At 62.3% G+C, this 16,948-nt stretch carries 16 protein-coding genes and 1 pseudogene; 7 read left to right on the plus strand and 10 right to left on the minus strand.

Annotation, left to right across the window (positions count from 1 at the left end; genetic code table 11):
• The 8 genes from rlmJ to NKI50_RS25745 all read right to left on the minus strand — a co-directional run.
• Nucleotides 1-293: 23S rRNA (adenine(2030)-N(6))-methyltransferase RlmJ (rlmJ, locus tag NKI50_RS25710; protein WP_352718002.1), on the minus strand; the 293-nt coding region annotated here is incomplete at its 3' end.
• The gene (locus NKI50_RS25715; RefSeq protein ID WP_023719807.1) at nt 290-901 is read right to left on the minus strand and encodes a hypothetical protein; all 612 of its coding nucleotides are present in this window, start codon (nt 899-901) and stop codon (nt 290-292) included. The genes rlmJ and NKI50_RS25715, both read right to left, overlap by 4 nt.
• A gap of 24 nt (nt 902-925) precedes the next feature.
• Nucleotides 926-1,585, minus strand: coding sequence for a TetR/AcrR family transcriptional regulator (locus tag NKI50_RS25720; RefSeq protein WP_352548988.1), 660 nt, complete (start codon nt 1,583-1,585; stop codon nt 926-928).
• A 397-nt stretch (nt 1,586-1,982) separates the two neighbouring features.
• The gene (locus tag NKI50_RS25725) at nt 1,983-2,885 is read right to left on the minus strand and encodes an aminoglycoside phosphotransferase family protein (RefSeq protein ID WP_031194236.1); all 903 of its coding nucleotides are present in this window, start codon (nt 2,883-2,885) and stop codon (nt 1,983-1,985) included.
• Between the two features lie 18 nt (nt 2,886-2,903).
• Entirely contained in the window at nt 2,904-3,353 is a 450-nt protein-coding gene (locus tag NKI50_RS25730; protein ID WP_023719810.1) for a DNA polymerase III subunit chi, read from the minus strand.
• 30 nt (nt 3,354-3,383) lie between these two features.
• Entirely contained in the window at nt 3,384-4,880 is a 1,497-nt protein-coding gene (locus NKI50_RS25735; protein WP_023719811.1) for a leucyl aminopeptidase, read from the minus strand.
• Nucleotides 4,881-4,966: 86 nt separating this feature from the next.
• Complete coding sequence (locus NKI50_RS25740) at nt 4,967-5,350, minus strand: VOC family protein (protein ID WP_031194238.1); 384 nt, start codon at nt 5,348-5,350, stop codon at nt 4,967-4,969.
• A gap of 73 nt (nt 5,351-5,423) precedes the next feature.
• Nucleotides 5,424-6,590 (minus strand): flavin-containing monooxygenase, encoded by a 1,167-nt coding sequence (locus NKI50_RS25745; protein ID WP_023719813.1) that lies wholly within the window; start codon nt 6,588-6,590, stop codon nt 5,424-5,426.
• Nucleotides 6,591-6,944: 354 nt separating this feature from the next.
• Between NKI50_RS25745 and lptF the strand changes: the two genes are divergently transcribed.
• The 7 genes from lptF to NKI50_RS25780 all read left to right on the plus strand — a co-directional run bounded on the left by lptF (nt 6,945) and on the right by NKI50_RS25780 (nt 15,521).
• Nucleotides 6,945-8,147, plus strand: coding sequence for an LPS export ABC transporter permease LptF (gene lptF / locus NKI50_RS25750; RefSeq protein ID WP_352639502.1), 1,203 nt, complete (start codon nt 6,945-6,947; stop codon nt 8,145-8,147).
• Nucleotides 8,144-9,229 (plus strand): LPS export ABC transporter permease LptG, encoded by a 1,086-nt coding sequence (gene lptG / locus NKI50_RS25755; protein ID WP_023719815.1) that lies wholly within the window; start codon nt 8,144-8,146, stop codon nt 9,227-9,229. The genes lptF and lptG overlap by 4 nt, the downstream gene beginning before the upstream one ends.
• Nucleotides 9,229-11,646, plus strand: a complete 2,418-nt coding sequence (locus NKI50_RS25760) for an LPS-assembly protein LptD (protein WP_023719816.1) — start codon at nt 9,229-9,231, stop codon at nt 11,644-11,646. The genes lptG and NKI50_RS25760 overlap by 1 nt, the downstream gene beginning before the upstream one ends.
• A 119-nt stretch (nt 11,647-11,765) precedes the next feature.
• Nucleotides 11,766-12,692 carry a peptidylprolyl isomerase gene (locus NKI50_RS25765; protein ID WP_023719817.1) on the plus strand — a complete coding sequence of 309 codons (927 nt, stop codon included), beginning with the start codon at nt 11,766-11,768 and terminating at the stop codon, nt 12,690-12,692.
• Nucleotides 12,693-12,705: 13 nt separating this feature from the next.
• Entirely contained in the window at nt 12,706-13,734 is a 1,029-nt protein-coding gene (gene pdxA, locus NKI50_RS25770) for a 4-hydroxythreonine-4-phosphate dehydrogenase PdxA (protein WP_023719818.1), read from the plus strand.
• 52 nt (nt 13,735-13,786) lie between these two features.
• On the plus strand, nt 13,787-14,626 hold the full coding sequence (gene rsmA, locus NKI50_RS25775; protein ID WP_023719819.1) for a 16S rRNA (adenine(1518)-N(6)/adenine(1519)-N(6))-dimethyltransferase RsmA: 840 nt from the start codon (nt 13,787-13,789) through the stop codon (nt 14,624-14,626).
• Between the two features lie 397 nt (nt 14,627-15,023).
• A complete protein-coding gene (locus NKI50_RS25780; protein WP_348633227.1) occupies nt 15,024-15,521 on the plus strand; it encodes a GFA family protein in 498 nt (165 codons plus the stop codon).
• 29 nt (nt 15,522-15,550) lie between these two features.
• Here NKI50_RS25780 and NKI50_RS25785 read toward each other — a convergent pair.
• Nucleotides 15,551-16,111 (minus strand): annotated as a pseudogene (locus tag NKI50_RS25785) (glutathione S-transferase family protein).
• 175 nt (nt 16,112-16,286) lie between these two features.
• A complete protein-coding gene (gene gmk, locus NKI50_RS25790; RefSeq protein WP_023719822.1) occupies nt 16,287-16,943 on the minus strand; it encodes a guanylate kinase in 657 nt (218 codons plus the stop codon).
• Nucleotides 16,944-16,948: the final 5 nt, after the last annotated feature.

The raw sequence follows: 16,948 nt of genomic DNA on the forward strand, positions 1-16,948 counted from the left end.
TTTCCCCCCCGCGCGGGGGTTTGCAGCCACCGCCCGCCCCAATTATGGGGGCCCCCACACGCCCCCGGGGGGGGGCGGGGGGGGCCTGGGCCCCCCCGGCGTTGCCCCCCCTGCCATTCGCCCGTCTTTTGCGCTTCGGTTGAGGACAGATCGTAGCGGCCGATGCCGGCATGGGTGTCGATGACCCGAAACGCCTTGTCCTTCTGCTTCAGATATTCGATCAGCCGGCTGAGCACGGCATGCTTGACGACGTCGGCGAAGTTCCCGGCATGGTAGGCGTGGCGATAGTTCAATTGGAGCCCCTGCCCCAGCGCGGCGGTGGCGGCTGCGAGTTCGGATTTTCCGGCCGGCGGCCGCCGAAACGGAATGCCAGCGCCAGCCCGGCCAGGCCGGCCGCCATCAGGGAAAAACCGACCGGCCGCGCCCGGCGGTCGACCTCGCCGGCAGCCGAGCGCAGGACGAGGTCGACGGCCCGCATCGGAATGCCCTCGGCGTCGCCCGGACCGACGGTGAAGATGTAGGAACCGGGGGTAACGCTCGGGATCAGGCCGGCCTCGTCGCGAAAGATCCTGTCCGGCAGCTGTGGGCTGACCTGGCGCGGATTGTCGGAGTGATTGAACTGCAGCGTCGAGGCGAGCACCGTCCTGCCGCCGGTGGCGGCGGTCAGGGTCAGCACGGTGCGCTGCTGCGAGACGATGCGCTCGGCTCTTGCAGTGAGATCGACCAGCACGCGTAGCGGCCCGTCGCGTGCGCTCAGGGCCACCGTCACCGGCTTGAACCGGCCCTGGTCGTAAACCCGCCAGGTGCCGATCTCACGGCCGGAGAAATTGGTCATCGCCCAGGGATAGACGACGCCGATGCCGGTACCGATGAGCAGGATCAGAAGAAACAAAAAGCGCATGCGGACAATGCCCCGTTGATGCAACTACCTCGCATTGGCACCGTCGCGGATACGCTCCATCTCGTCCAGCAACATGTCGAGGCCTATATCGAAGGTCTTGTCAAAACCGGCTGTGCCGAAATATGCCCCGGCAGCCATGACGCCGGGGAAATCCCGCGCTAGCGCTTCATCGCTCACCGTGGTGACCGCCGAAGGCCCTTTGGCGTAGCCGGCCGTCTCGTCAAGGATCGCGCCCATCAGATAGTAGCTCGTGGCTCGGAACAACCGGGCGCTGAGTTCCAAACCGAAACCGCCGGCTTCGAACAGGCCGATCACGTCGTTCAGCTTGGCGAGACATGCCGGCGAATTCATGCGGTAGACCACAATGAACGGCGCAAAGGCCGGATGTTCGGTGGCGACCCGGCGGTATTCCTTCACGGCGACGTGGATCCGCTGGCGCCAACGCATGCCGTCGTCAGGAATCTTGATCGAGCTGATCTGTCGATCGACCAGTGCCTCGTAAAGATGCGCCTGGGAGGGGAAATGATGGTAGATGCTCATCGCTTCGCAGCCGAGTTCTGCCGCCAGCTTGCGCATCGAAAAGCCGGAAAGCCCCTCCCTCTCGATTACCTCGAAAGCCGCATCCTCGATCATCTCGCGAGACAGCCGGCCGCGCGTTCGCTTTTTTTTGACTGATATGTCCATGGTGCCGCTTGACAACTTACGCTGTAAGGTTAATTTTCGACATTACCTTACATCGTAAGGCCAACCAAAACCAGAGGAGAACGCCATGAACAGCTTCCATATCGTTTTCATTCCACGCCCTCTTCGCTTCATCATGCATCCTTGCTCGCCTCCACGGTCCACGCGCTGACCCTGACGCTGGCCTCCGCACCGGCCCGTGCCGACGACTATGACGCAACCATCAAGGACATCCAGTCGACCATGGGCGCTTGGAGCTCTATCTTCAACGGCATGCAGGTCGATTTCGATCTTCAACGGCATGCAGGTCGATTTCGATACGTTCAGGAGGGAGACGGGCGGTCAGTAATGCTTTCGTTTTTGGAGCGGGATGCGTTCAAACTGAATTCTCCATCCCGCTCTAACTGTTTGTGTGATCCGCCAGCACCTCATTGATAACCCGCCACGATTTTTCCGCCTCGCGCTGGTTGCCGTCATGTCCCGAAGCGACGATCAGCGCCTTCCAGAGCGCCCAGCCCCGAGCGCGCGCCCAGCTGTGCTCGTCAAGGGAAATGGCGTCGCGGAACGCCTGGCGGCTCTCGCCGTAAAATTCCGTCCATGCGATCACCAGGTCACAGGCAGGATCGCCGATAGCCGAACTGCCGAAATCGACGACCGCGCAGAGCTTGCCATCTTGGACGAGCAGATTGCCTGAGGCAACGTCGCCATGGACCCAGACCGGCGGCCCTTGCCATCGCGAGCCGAGCGCGGTCGCCCACACCGCCTCGGCGGTTGCCTTGTCGATGCGGCCGCCGAGCGCCGAAAGCGCGGCTCGGGTCTGGGCGTCGTAGACTGAAAGCTGGCCACCGCGGTGGAAATTATGCTGACCTGCCGGTGGTCCGCCAGCGGCGTCGATCCGGTAGAGCGCAACCAGAAAGCCGGCCAGCGAACGAGCGAATTCATTGAGATCGGCAATCAGCCCACCAGCCGCCGGCCGACCGCGAAGCCAGCGATAGACGGACCAAGGCCATGGATAGCCTTCACCGGGCGCGCCTCTGGCCAGTGGCACCGGTATCGGCAGAGGCAAGTGAGGCGCGAGGCGAGGCAGCCAGCGATGCTCCTTCTCGACCTGGGCAACATAGGCGGCAGCGCTGGGCAGCCGCACCGACATTCGATCGCCCAGCCGGAAGGTGCGGTTGTCCCAGCCGCCAGGCTCGACCGGCTCTACCGGCAGGTCCGCCCATTCAGGGAACTGCGCGGCAATCAAGCGGCGAACAAGTGCGGCATCTATCGATATGCTTGGTGTTTGATCATCAGGCGGCATCGGGCTTGCTCAGGTCTTCTAAGCCTTGCGTTCCCAGCGCCGGTCCGGTGTTTGCTGCCAGTAGGTCACGGTGTGGCCGGCCTCCTTCATTGTCTTCCAGTGCGTGCGTGCCGCCTCTAGCTGGGCTGCATCGTGGCCGTCGAACAGGAACACGGCGCGCTGGTAGCCGCCAAGCTCCGGCGGCACCGCGCCATCGACCAGGAAGCGTATCTGCGCCTGGTTCGGATTGTCAGGTCCGACGGTCAGAAGCACCGGCTGCTCGGCGGGATGGGCTTCGCGGTCCGTTGCATGGGCCAGGAACGAATCGTCCCGGAAAGTCCACAGATGCTGGTCCAGCGCGTCGCGCCGTTCCTCGGTGCCGGTCTGCACCACGGCGCGCCAGCCGCGATCGATGCTGCGCTCCAGGAGGCCGGGCAGCGCGTCCTCCAGGGTCGATTCGGTCAGGTGATAGAACAGGATTTCGGCCATGACTTCAGTCTAAATCATTTAGCGCGCCGCTCATTGCTCGTAATGATCGCGCACCAATCGGTCGAGCAATCTGACGCCGAATCCGGAAGCCCATGACTGGTTGATCTCGTTGGAGGGCGAGCCCATCGCGGTGCCGGCAATGTCGAGATGCGCCCAGGGCGTGTCCTTGACGAAGCGCTGCAGGAACTGCGCGGCGATGATGGCGCCGCCATAACGGCCGCCAATATTCTTCATGTCGGCATTCTTGGACTCGATCAGCTTGTCGTATTCGGCGCCGAGCGGCATGCGCCACAACCGCTCCTGCGTCGCCTGACCGGCCGCCGTCAGCCGGTCCGCCAGCTCGTCATTATTAGAGAACAGGCCGGCATAATGCTGGCCGAGCGCGACCATGATGGCGCCGGTCAGCGTCGCCAGATTGATCATGAATTTCGGCTGGAAGCGGTCGTTGCAGTACCACAGCGCATCGGCCAGCACGAGGCGGCCCTCGGCGTCGGTGTTGAGCACTTCGATGGTCTGGCCAGACATCGAGGTGACGATGTCGCCCGGTCGTTGAGCGTGGCCGTCGACGGCGTTTTCGACCAGCCCGACAATGCCCACGACATTGACCTTCGCCTTGCGCGCGGCCAGCGCGTGCATCAGCCCGGTGACGGCAGCAGCGCCGCCCATGTCGCCCTTCATGTCCTCCATACCGGAGGCCGGTTTGATCGAATTGCCGCCGGTGTCGAAGGTGACTCCCTTGCCGACGAAGGCGACCGGGCTTTCCTTGGCCTTGCCGCCGTCCCACCGCATGACGGCGATGCGGGCGCCACGCGGCGAGCCCTGCGCTACGCCCAGCAGCGAACCCATGCCGAGCTTCTTCATCTCCTTCTCGGCCAGGATCTCGACCGTGACGCCGAGCGCCTCCAGTTGGGCGATGCGGGCGGCGAATTCCACCGGTCCCAACACATTGGCCGGTTCATTGACCAAATCGCGCGCCAGCAAGACGCCGTCGATCACCGCCGCTTCATCGGCAAAGGCCTTCTTTGCGGCCGCCGGATCGGCCGTGTGAATGGTCACCTTTACCGGCTTTTTTGGCTCACGCTTGCCGTCACCATTGTCCTTTTTGGTCTTGTACTTGTCGAAGGAATAGCTGCGCAGCAGGATGCCCGCGGCAAGCTGAACGGCTTGCCTGCCGCTGACGGCGGCGCCGGGAAGATCGAGCACGACGGCCACTTCGGTTGCCTTGCGAAAGGATGCGGCAATCGTGCCGCCGAGCTTCAGCCAGGCGTAGTCATCGAGATTGGAGCCCTTGCCGGCGCCGACCGCCACCAGCCGCTCGAGCGACGTCCCTTCCGGTGCCAGCACTTCGACCTGGCTGGCGAATTTGCCGGTGAAGTCGGCGACGGGAAAGGCCCGCTCGAGGGTCTTTGCCGGATCGCAGGCCCTGACGGCATCACCGAGGCCGCCCTCGTCGGCCGCCAGAACGAAAACGCTGCCCTTTTTGGGCGCGGCGAATTTGGCGAAGGCGATCGAGGGTCTCGAATTCATCATGTCCTGCTTTCGGGGAAATGCGTTGGATTGTCGGGAGAGGCGTTCGATTGGGCAGATCGGACCTAAGATGCCGTGTTGTTGCGTCAGTGAGCGGCGGGTTGAAACAGCTCGATGACATTGCCGGATGGGTCTTCGAGCAGGGTCTGGGAACCGCCGACGCCCGTTATGATATCGTTGCGAAAGACAAGTCCAGCACTCTTGAGACGCGCAACCTCTTCTTTCAGGTCCGGCACCACCAGCAGGATGCGGTTCCAGCCTCCCGGCACCGGCTGCCGGCCGTCGGGCATCGCCCGTGCACCCGAACTGCCGGGTCCGCTTAGAAGGAGCCGTAACGCGCCGCGCGTGACGGAGGCAAAAGCCGGTCGCGCGTCCTGTTGGACGGTGAAGCCCAGATGTCCGCAATAAAAGTCGATCGAGGCGGCGACATCATCGACCATGTAGCGAATGCTGACTGGCGTCATGATCATTGACCTTTCGGTTCGAGAACGTTCCAACAAGGCGTATCTATTGCGGGGCGCACAGTCGGCATAGTCCTGCTCATTATCGCTGCTTGACAATCCGCGCCGCTATCGCCCTAGCCTGAATGCGGGCATTGGCGAAACAACCGCGAATGCTCGGCCGCATGCCGGTAAACCACAGACCGGGCAATCGCGGGTCGGCTTCGCCGCCGTTGAAAAGCGGAACGCCCTTGCCGTCGAGAACGCCGAGCTTGCCGACCATCTGCTCCAGCCCGGTCCGGTAGCCGGTCGCTGAGATGACGATATCGGGCGTGATAAACCTGCCGTCGTTCAATATGATGCCGTCGCGAGTAAATTCTCGCAATGGCGGCACCACCACGATCATGCCTGCCTTGATGGCGCGAACCGCGCCGTCATCGGCTGCGATCGCGGTGTAGTCGGCGCTCAGACGGCTCGCACCTCCTATGGAGGCCGGCGGAAGCCCGAATTTCGTCAGGTCGCCGAAAACCAGGCGCTGGGTTGTCGCCATCACCGCATCGGCAATCCGTACCGGCAAGCGCGCCATGAAAGGCGAAAGCCTGTGGACGGCGATCTTGCAGATGCGTTTCGGCAGCAATGACGGACCATTGCGGGCCGACAGCCAGATGCTTTCGGCGTCTGCATCCGCAAGATGATTGAGGACGTCGAAACCCGAATTGCCTGCACCGACCACCAGCACCTTTTTGCCGGCATAGTCTTTCGCCTCGCCAAAATCTGCCGAATGGACGATCCGGCCGGCAAAATCCTTCATGCCTTTCCATGCGGGAATAAACGGCTGCCGGTCGCGCCCGGTGGCGACGACGACATGGCGCGCCGGACGGGATCCGGAATTGGTCTGTACGGTCCAGTGATCGCCATCGAACGTGATCTCTTCGACGGCAACGCCGAATGTGACAGGCAGCCGGTGCACTTGGCTGAAATCGTTCAGATGGCGAATGACGGCGGTTCTGTGCGGGAAGGCCGGGGTGCCTGCGGGATAGCCGATGCCGGGCAGCGTCGAGAGATCGCGATGCGTGTTGAGGTGCAGACGTTGGTGCCGCCGATGCCAGGGCTCGGCAAGCCGGCTCTCCTTTTCCAGGACGAGCGTCGGTACGCCGGCCTTCATCAGGGCGTGGGCGGCGGCAAGGCCGGCCGCGCCGGCGCCGATCACAATCGCGCCATCAAAGACCGCTTCCCAACCGGTTTGACTGCGCAATTTTTCCGCTTCCATGCTGGGGCTCAACAGATCCTGACCCGTCTTATCACGCCGCCGCGGCGGCGATCGGCGCGACATTTGGTCGTTTTGCCGCATTTGACAAGACTTTGGCCGAAATCGCTCCCATATGCGACATTGAACCATCCACGATTCGTCGCGGCACGGCCCCGCTTCCCGCCGCAACCTGTTGTTAACCAACAATGTTCGCCCTTTCTTATCCATTGCCGCCGACACTCCGGCCCAGCGGAATTTGCGATACGGGACAGAACCCAGATCGAACCGCCAAACTGAGCCAGTTGTGCAGCCGGCGCCGGACGACTACCTTATTCCAAGGCATGATGCCGTTCGAAACCGCCGAGAAAAGCCTTCATGAAGGTCGTTGAACGTTACATCATGCGCCGTGCTTTCGCGGTATTCGCGCTGGCGCTCGTTTGGACGCTGGCGATCGTCTGGACGACTCAGGTGCTCGCCCGCATCGACCTCGTCACCGATAGCGGTCAGTCGGCCCTCACCTTCTTCGAAGTCGCAGCGCTGATCGTCCCGTCGATCGTTCCGATCGTCGTGCCGTTCGCCCTAGTCGTCGCGGTCGCGCAGATCCTCAGCGTGATGAATTCGGATTCGGAGCTGGCCGTCATCAATGCCGCCGGCGCTTCACGCTGGACCATCGTCAGGCCGATCATGCTTCTGGCACTCGCAGCCAGCGTTTTTTCGTTTGCTGTCGACAATGGCGTCGACCCTTACGCACGCCAGAAGAACCGCGAGTTGATTGCTTCGTCGCGTGCCGATCTGTTGTCGTTGATCATCCAGGAAGGCACCTTCCGCAAGATCGATGATGGCCTGTTCCTGCAGGTTGGCGAACGGCTTCCCGACAATCGCCTCGGCGGCATCTTCGTCGCCGACTCGCGCGAAGAAGGCGTCAATCTCATCTATTATGCCAAGACCGGCAGCATCATCGAACGCGGCGACGAGAAGGTGCTGATGATGAATGACGGCGTCATCCATCGCAAAACCATGACCGGCGACCTCTCGGTAATCCGGTTCACCTCCTACGCCTTCGACTTGTCCGCTTTCTTGTCGGCGTCATCTGACATTCTGCTTTTGCCGAAGGACCGGACGACCCAGTACCTGCTCAATCCCAGTCCGAACGACAAGATGTACCAGCAAAAGCCGAACAGGTACCTGGCCGAGCTCAACCAGCGTTTTTCCGAGTGGTCCTATTCGCTCGTCTTTGCGCTGATCGCGCTTGCGGTCGCCGGAGATGCGCGCTCGCATCGCGAGGCGCGCGTGCACCCGCTGATCACGGCAATCGCGATCGCGCTGTTCGTGCGCTGGCTCGGGTTCTTTGCCGCCGGCAAGGCCGACAAGGTGCCGCAATATGCCTATATGGTCTACGGCGTCCCGATCCTGGCATCGGCGATCGCTATCTGGTTCATCGTTTCCAACCGGACGATGGAACTGCCGGTTGCTTGGGCCGATTGGATAACCAATCTTGCCGGCCGCTTCAAAGACGGCTGGAGCGCCGTCAAGCTCCGCTTTGCCCGGCGTGGCGCATCCGGACAGGGAGCCGGCTGATGGGCTGGACTCTGGGTCGGTACTTCTTCTTTCGCTATGTGACGATCACCATCTGGTTCTTCATCGGCCTTTTGGCGCTGGTGTTCCTGATCGATTTCACCGAGCTTTCCGGCCGCACGACCGGCGTGCCGGGCTTCACCTACGCAACTGCGTTCGCCATTTCGGGGCTCCGGATGCCGATGATCATGCTGCAGACGGTGCCGTTCGTCGGCCTGTTCTCGGCGATGGCGACCCTGGTGTCGCTCAACCGCAAATATGAATTGGTCATCGCCCGTTCCGCCGGGGTTTCCGCATGGCAGTTCCTGCTGCCGTGCTGCATCGGGGCGCTGCTGTTTGGGGCCTTGTCGGTTGGCGTCATCAATCCGATAGCCGCGCACGCCTATTCCTGGTCCGAGCAGATCGAGACCCAGCTCCGTTCGGGCAAGTCGAACACCGTCTCGGCCGACGCCGCGCCCTGGATCAGGCAGAAAACCAGCTCCGGCGATACCATCATCGGCGCGCGCGCCATTCTCAATCAAGGCCTGGAGATGGCCGACGCGGTCTTCTTCAGTTTCAGCCCGCAAGGCGACATCATCGAGCGCAAGGATGCCGCGCACGCCTTTTTGCGGGACGGCTACTGGGAATTGCGGGACGTCAAGGTGTTCCGGGACGGCACCATCCAGTCGTTACCCAGCGATCGGCTGCCGACCGATCTCAAGCCGGAATTCGTGCAAGAGCGGTTGGCGCGCCCTGAGACCATCCCCTTCTACGATCTGCCCGGCAAGATCGAGGTGGCCCGCTCCTTCGGCCTCAAGGCAAATGCCTTCGCCATGCAGTTCGATTCCCTGATTGCGCTGCCCTTCCTGCTCGTGGCGATGACGCTGATTGCGGCAACGGTATCAATGCGATTTGCGAGGATGGGGCAGTCGGCGACGATGATTCTGGGTGGCATCGTGGCCGGCTTTCTGCTTTATGTCGTTTCGGTGCTGGTCAAGGCATTCGGCGTAGCGGGATTCGTACCCACTGCCGTAGCGGCTTGGGTCCCGGTTGTCGTGGCTATGTTCTTCGGGGTGACATTCCTGCTATACAAGGAAGACGGCTAGTGAGGGAGGCGGTTTTGCGCAGCCATAGGCACGCCGGTTTGGCACGCCTCTCTGCGGCGAGCGCCTTGGCATGCCTGCTTGCCGGCGCTGCCCCGGTTGCTCCGGTTTTCGCCCAGGACGTCAGTGAGCTGGCAACGAAGGTTCCGAGCGGCACGCAGATGCTGCTGGCAGCCGATACGCTGGTCTACGACAACGACAAGCAGACTGTGACGGCCGTCGGCGGCGTCCAGATCGACTATGGCGGCAACCGTCTCGTCGCCCAGCGGGTCGAATACAACCGCAACACCAAACGCCTCGTCGCCAGCGGCAATGTCGAGCTCGTCAACAGCGACGGCACCAAAATCTATTCGCAGCATGCCGACATCACCGACGATTTCGCCGAAGGCTTCGTCAACGCGCTGCGTGTCGAGACCGTCGACAAGGCGTATTTCGCCGCCGAAAGCGCGGAGCGCATGGGCGGCGTGCTGACGACGTTCCACAATGGCGTCTACACCGCCTGCGAGCCGTGCGAGGACAAGCCCGACAAAGCGCCGACCTGGCGTATCAAGGCCAGGAAGATCATCTGGAACGGCGAGAAGAAGACGGTTCGCTTCGAGAATTCGAATTTCGAGTTCTTCGGCTTTCCACTGGCCTATCTGCCGGCTTTCGAGATCGCCGACCCGACGGTCAAGCGCAAGAGCGGCTTCCTGATCCCCGGCGTCGCCTACAAGAGCGATCTCGGCGTCGGTGTTAGAGTTCCCTATTATTTCGCGCTCTCGCCGACCTACGATCTAACTGTCACCGGCAGCGGCTATACCAGACAGGGTTTCCTCGGTGAGGCCGAGTGGAGGCAGCGCTTCAACAACGGTCAGTACAGCCTGAAGATTGCGGGCATCCGTCAAGAGAATCCCGATGCCTTCATCGACGACAATGGCCACAACGTCAGTTCGGGTACCGAGGGCGATCCGAACAGGTTCCGCGGCATGATGGGCACCCAAGGCCAGTTCGCCATCAACCCGCGCTGGGACTTCGGCTGGGACATCCTGCTGCAGAGCGACAAGAGTTTCTCGCGCACCTACGATATCGATGGCTTCAACGATAGCGTACACCGCTCCGAGGTGTACCTGACGGGGCTCAACGATCGCAATTATTTCGATGTGCGCGCCATGCACTTCGACGTTCAAGAAGACACCCTCGCTAGCGATCCGACCGCCCGCGCCGCCAAGCAGCCCTGGGTGCTGCCCTCGCTCGACTACGCCTATATCCCCGACATGCCGGTGGCCGGCGGGCAGCTGTCGTTCGACGTCAACGCGCGGATCATAGACCGCGACAGGCTCGATACGGCTCTTGCAGATTCGGGCATCCCTTCGTCCGTCAACAACGTCCGCGGCATCGACGGTCAATCCGGCCGCGTTACCGCTGAGGCCGAATGGAAGCGCACCTTCACCACCGATGGCGGGCTGCTGCTGACGCCGCTGCTGGCGCTGCGCGGCGACGCCGGCTATGTCAACGCCTCCTCGGCCTCGCTCGACGCCGTCAACCAGATGGCGACCAATCTCGGCGTTGACGACGACATGCGTTCGTCGCTTGCCCGCTACATGGCGACCGCCGGCCTTGAGATGCGCTGGCCGGTACTGTTCTCGATGACCAGTTCCAGCCATGTCTTCGAACCGATGGCGCAAGTGTTCATGCGTCCGAACGAGCAATATGTCGGCGGGCTGGCGGTCCCCAACGAGGACGCCCAGAGCTTCGTCTTCGACGCCACGACGCTGTTCGAGCGCGACAAATTCTCCGGCTATGACCGCATGGAAGGCGGCACGCGCGCCAATGTCGGGCTGCGCTATTCCGGCGCGTACGACAATGGCTGGAGCACCAATGCGGTGTTCGGCCAATCCTACCAACTCGGCGGCCAGAACTCGTTCGGCACGCCGGATCTGGTCAATGTCGGCGCCTATTCGGGTCTTGAAACCGCAACCTCCGACTATGTCGGCCTTGTCGGCTTCAATAGCCCCAGCGGATTTTCCGGCTCGGTCAGCGGCCGTTTCGACGAGCAAAGCTTCGAGGTCCGCCGCGCTGAGGTAAAGGCCGCCTTTTCAGGCCTGCCCGTATCGCTGAGCGCCAAATACGCCTTCATCCAGGCGCAGCCGCTCTATGGCTTCTCCACGGATCGCCATGAGATCACGCTCGGCGCCTCGACGCATCTTGCTGAGAATTGGCGCGTCTTTGGCACCGGCACGTATGATCTGGAGCAGAGCATCCTGGTCAAGGACGGGGTCGGCTTTGCCTATAGCGATTCGTGCTTTACCTATTTGATGACGTTTTCGGAAAGACGTGACCTGAACACCAAGGAAGTATCGCAGAACGTCGGCTTCAACCTGTCGTTCCGCACGCTCGGCGATTTCGGCTCGTCGCAACGCTCCATCGACACCATCCAATAAGGGGAGCAGCAGTCGGCAACGGGGCGGCTGGCGGACGACATTGTTTCGCCGCATAGAGCAGGCACGAATTTCCGCGGCCTGAACTGGGACAGGTTGGGCCGAATCGAGATGGAATTGGGATGCTTTCGATGAGGAAATACCTCTTTTCGGCAGGCTTCGCGCTGCTGGTGGCGGTCTCGATCACCGCAGTGACGCGGCCGGTTTTCGCCAGCGAGATCAAATACGTCGTCAACAATATACCGATCACCACCGGCGACATCCAGCATCGCGCGGCTTTCCTCCGCCTGCAGCACAAAAAGGGCGATGCCGGCCAGGAAATGATCGACCAGACGCTGCGCATGGCCGAAGCCAGGCGGCTCGGCATCCGCATCAGCGACGCGCAGGTCGATGCCGCTTATCAGCGTTTCGCCACGAGCAACAAGATGCCGCTCAAGCAGCTTGACGGCGCCATGGCGCAATCCGGCGTCTCCAAGGAGCATTTCAAGGAGTTTATCCGGGCGCAGATGGCCTGGAACCAGGCGCTGACCGCGCGTCACCGTTCTAGCGACGGCGGCGGCGCCATAAGCGAGCAGGACCTCGTCAAGCGCATGCTCGAGAAAGGCGGTAGCAAACCGAGTGCCACCGAGTACATGCTGCAGCAGGTCATTTTCGTGGTGCCGGCCGCCGAGCGAAGCGCGACGCTGGCCAAGCGCAAACGCGAAGCCGACGCCATGCGCGCCCGCTTCAACGGCTGCAACACCACGCGCGAATTCGCCAAGGGCCTGATGGATGTCACCGTTCGCGATCTCGGCCGGGTGCTGGCGCCGCAATTGCCGCTGGACTGGGCCGAGCAGATAAAAGCTACAAAGGTTGGCGGCGCCACCACGACGCGCGAAACCGACCGCGGCGTCGAATTCATCGGCATCTGCTCGTCGCGCGAGGTGTCAGACGACAAAGTCGCGCAGATGGTGTTCCAGAATGAAGGTTCGAGCGACAAGAACGCCGACGAGCTCTCGAAGAAATATGTCGAGGAGTTGCGGAAGAAAGCCCGCATCATCGAGCGCTGAAGTCGCGATAGCCGTGCCTCACGCAGAGCTTCCGCTGGCGCTGAGCGTCGGCGATCCGTCCGGTGTGGGGCCGGACATCGCCATCGCCGCTTGGCAGGCCCGCGATACCGCCGGCGTTCCGTCTTTCTATCTTCTTGCCGATCCGGCACTGATTGCCGCGCGGGCGCACAGGCTCGGCGCCGATATTGCGATGGCCGAGACAACGCCGGCGCTAGCGCCGGAGATGTTTTCGCGCGCGCTGCCGGTGGTGGCGCTTGCCGCCCGTTTCATCGACAGTCCCGGCCGCTCTGATCCAGCCAACGCCGCCGGCATCGTCGAGGCGATCGACCGCGCCGTCGCCGACTGCCTGGCCGGCCGCGCTGCCGCGGTCGTCACCTGCCCCATTGCCAAGAAGCCGCTCTACGATGCCGGCTTTGGCTTTCCCGGCCACACCGAATATCTGGCGCATCTGGCATCGCTTCATACCGGTACCGAGGTGACGCCGGTGATGCTGCTTGCCGGACCGGACCTGCGCACCGTGCCGGTCACCATCCACATCGCGCTGGCCGAGGTGCCGAAGGCGCTGACGACCGACCTGATCGTCACCACCGGCCGCATCACCGCCGCCGACCTTGCAAACCGCTTCGGAATTGCCAAGCCGCGGCTCGCCATTACCGGCCTCAACCCGCACGCCGGCGAAGGCGGCGCGATGGGCACCGAAGATGAGCGCATCGTACGCCCGGCGGTCGACAGGCTGAGGCAGGAAGGGATCGACGCCTTCGGGCCATTGCCCGCCGACACGCTGTTTCATGCTCGCGCCCGCGCCGGCTACGACGTGGCGCTCTGCATGTATCACGACCAGGCGCTGATCCCGGCCAAGGCGCTGGCGTTTGACGAGGCTGTCAACGTCACGCTTGGCCTGCCCTTCATCCGCACCTCGCCCGACCATGGCACCGCCTTCGACATCGCCGGCAAGGGCATCGCCCGCGCCGACAGTCTGATTGGCGCACTGAAGCTCGCTCGCCTACTTGCCGATACTGGGACAAAAACTGCAGGCCAATGAGCCCAATCCGATGATCCTAACCCAATGAGCCCAGCCCGATGAGCCCAGCCCGATGAGCATAGACGGGCTGCCGCCGCTGCGTGAGGTGATCGAGCGCCATGGGCTGCAGGCGAAAAAGGCGCTCGGCCAGAATTTTCTGCTCGACCTTAACCTGACAAGCAAGATTGCGCGGACCGCCGGCGACCTGAGCGACGTTACGGTTATCGAGGTCGGTCCCGGTCCGGGCGGGCTGACTAGGGCCCTGCTCCTCAACGGCGCCCGGCGGGTCGTCGCGATCGAGCGCGACGAGCGCTGCCTGGCGGCCTTGGCCGAGATCGCGAACCACTATCCGGGTCGGCTCGAAATCGTGGCCGGCGATGCGCTGAAAACTGATTTTGCAGCGCTTGCCAAAGGAGTGCCGGGAAGCAGCGGGTCGGCGAAAATCGTCGCCAACCTGCCTTACAATATCGGCACCGAATTGCTGATCCGTTGGCTGACCGTCACCGAGTGGCCGCCTTTCTACACATCGATGACGCTGATGTTCCAGCGCGAGGTCGCCGAACGCATTGCAGCCAGCCCCGGCAGCGAGGCCTATGGCCGGCTCGGCGTGCTGGCAGGGTGGCGGACGGAGGCGAGGATTGCCTTCGACGTGCCGCCGCAGGCGTTCACGCCGCCACCCAAGGTGACGTCCTCGGTTGTGCATCTGGTGCCACGCGCCAGCCCCTTGCCGGCAGAGGTGAAACGGCTCAGCCGCGTCACCGAAGCGGCGTTCGGCCAGCGCCGGAAAATGCTGCGGCAGAGCGTGAAAAGCCTTGGCGGCGAGGCGCTGCTCACCCGCGCCGGCATCGATCCGACCAGGCGTGCGGAGACGCTCAGCGTCGAGGAATTCGTGCGGCTGACGAATGCGGTGTGAGGCTGTGATGCAGGAACTTGGAGTGGTCGCTCGGCTTTTCCCACTTATCGAGGCAGGCGAGAAAATATCCACCATACGCTGGCGCGAAATATCGATTTTGCCGGGCTATATGCGCTATGTTTGTGACGGCGATGCCAGCAGGATCGCGATTGTGTGGGTCACGCGCTGCACCGATCTGCGCCTGTCCGAGGCGGCAACGTTCCTTGGAGAGAATCGGAATGGCCCCAAGAGGTCACGGGGATGCGAGAGCACTATCCGCAGATCGGACGGACCGACATTGTACAGATCATTGAACACTTGACACCCGCCCAGACAAAGCGTCGCCCCGACTACCCGCCTGAAGTCCGATAAAAGTGCGCTATCTGGCAAACTTCGATCGCACAGAGGAATGCCAGTCGTGACGCTGCAGGAGCCGACCAACACCCGCACGCTAGGTGGATCATGCCAGTGCGGTGCAGTCACCTATAAGGTGACGGACGAGTTCATATTTGCCGTGAATTGCCATTGCTCGATCTGCCGTCGCGCAACCGGCGCAGCGTTCAAGCCACTCGCAGGCATAGAGCGTGTCAAATTGCGCATCACGAGTGGGGAGGACAAAATCCAGATCGTCGACGGCAATAGCTGGCATGACGAGCGATGCAAGCTATGCGGGTCGTTCCTTTTTGCGGTTGTTCGTGACGGCGCGTTCGCCCACATCGCTATGGGGACCCTCGTCGACGACCCAAACATTCGCCCAAGCGCGCACATTTTCGTCGGCTCCAAGGCACCTTGGTTCACCATTACAGACGACCTGCCGCAATATGACGAAAATATTGTCGAAGACAGGAGCGAATTCACGGAAGCGTCGAGCTTCGTGTCGTTCCATCAGGAGAGCGATACCGCAAAGCCGCGTTGAACCCCCGGCCGTGCCATCATAGTCCCATACTAGCGCTCAACATTCGGAAATTCGGCAAGATCGACTTGATGCCGCTCGTGCCGCCATGCCCAGCCGAGAATAGCAAAATCGGCGATCGACAGCTCGCCCGAGAAATACTCGACCTCCGCCAGCCTCCGATCGGCGACTCCGTACAGGCGTCGGGTCTCTGCGCTATAGCGTGCCAGTCCGTAGCGGCGGTCCTGGTCGTCGGTCACGCCAAGAAAGTGGTGCACCTAGCCCGGCATCGGACCGAAACCACCCACCTGCCACATCAGCCATTCCAACACAGGGACTTGCGCGCTGAGTCTGGACGGCCAAAAGTGGCCGGTCTTCTGGCCTAGGTAAATTAGGATGGCACCCGACTCGAACACGCTGATCGGTCTACCGTCCGGTCCGGCGGGATCGACGATGGCGGGGATGCGATTGTTGGGGCTAATACGCAGAAACCCAGAGGCATGCTGTTCGCCCTTCGTGATGTCGACCACCTTCACCGTGTAGGGCAGCCCCATCTCCTCGAGCGCGACGCTGATCTTTCGGCCATTCGGTGTGTCAAAAGCCCCATAATTCAATCGGCATGCCAACTCTCTATCGCGTTTTATGCCGACGTTGATCGCTGGTACGAGGGCGTCTCTCTCGTCAACCAACATCGGCAAATGTCAATTATCCCGACAAGTGGACACTATCTTCGTGTGATCGCCACCGTCCCGAAAGACGCCGCAGGCCGGACGCTTACGATAAAGGTGCTCAATCCGTCTTCTCATCGAGCAGCCCCGAGACGAAATCGAACAAGCCCGGCCGGCGATCGCGTCTGAGCCGTTCGGCCGTGACGATGCCGCGCACCTCGGCGAAAGCGCGGTCAAGATCGTCGTTGACGATGACGAAATCATATTCCTTCCAGTGCTCGATCTCATTACGGGCGTTCTTGAGCCGCGTCTCGATTACCGCTTCCTGGTCCTCGGCGCGACGCTTCAGCCGCGCCTTCAATTCCTTCATCGACGGCGGCAGGATGAAGATCGAGACGATGTCGGCGCGCATCTTCTCCTTGAGCTGCTGAGCGCCTTGCCAATCGATGTCGAACAGCATGTCGCGGCCTTCTGCCAGCGCCTGTTCGGCCGGCTCGCGCGGCGTCGCGTAGCAATTGCCGTGCACCTCCGCCCATTCGAGCAGCGCATCGGAATCGCGCAGCCGCTCGAACTCGCGCATCGTGCGGAAGTGGTAATGGACACCCTCGATCTCGCTGCCGCGGCGTGGCCGCGTGGTGACCGAGACCGACAATTCCAGGCTGGAATCGCTCTCCAGCAGGTTGCGCGCGATCGTCGACTTGCCGGCGCCTGAGGGCGACGACAACACCAGCATCAGCCCGCGGCGCCGAATGCGGGAACCCACATCCCTAGTGGTCATGGGGC

Source organism: Mesorhizobium sp. M0563 (assembly GCF_040321065.1).
Taxonomy (GTDB): Bacteria; Pseudomonadota; Alphaproteobacteria; order Rhizobiales; family Rhizobiaceae; genus Mesorhizobium.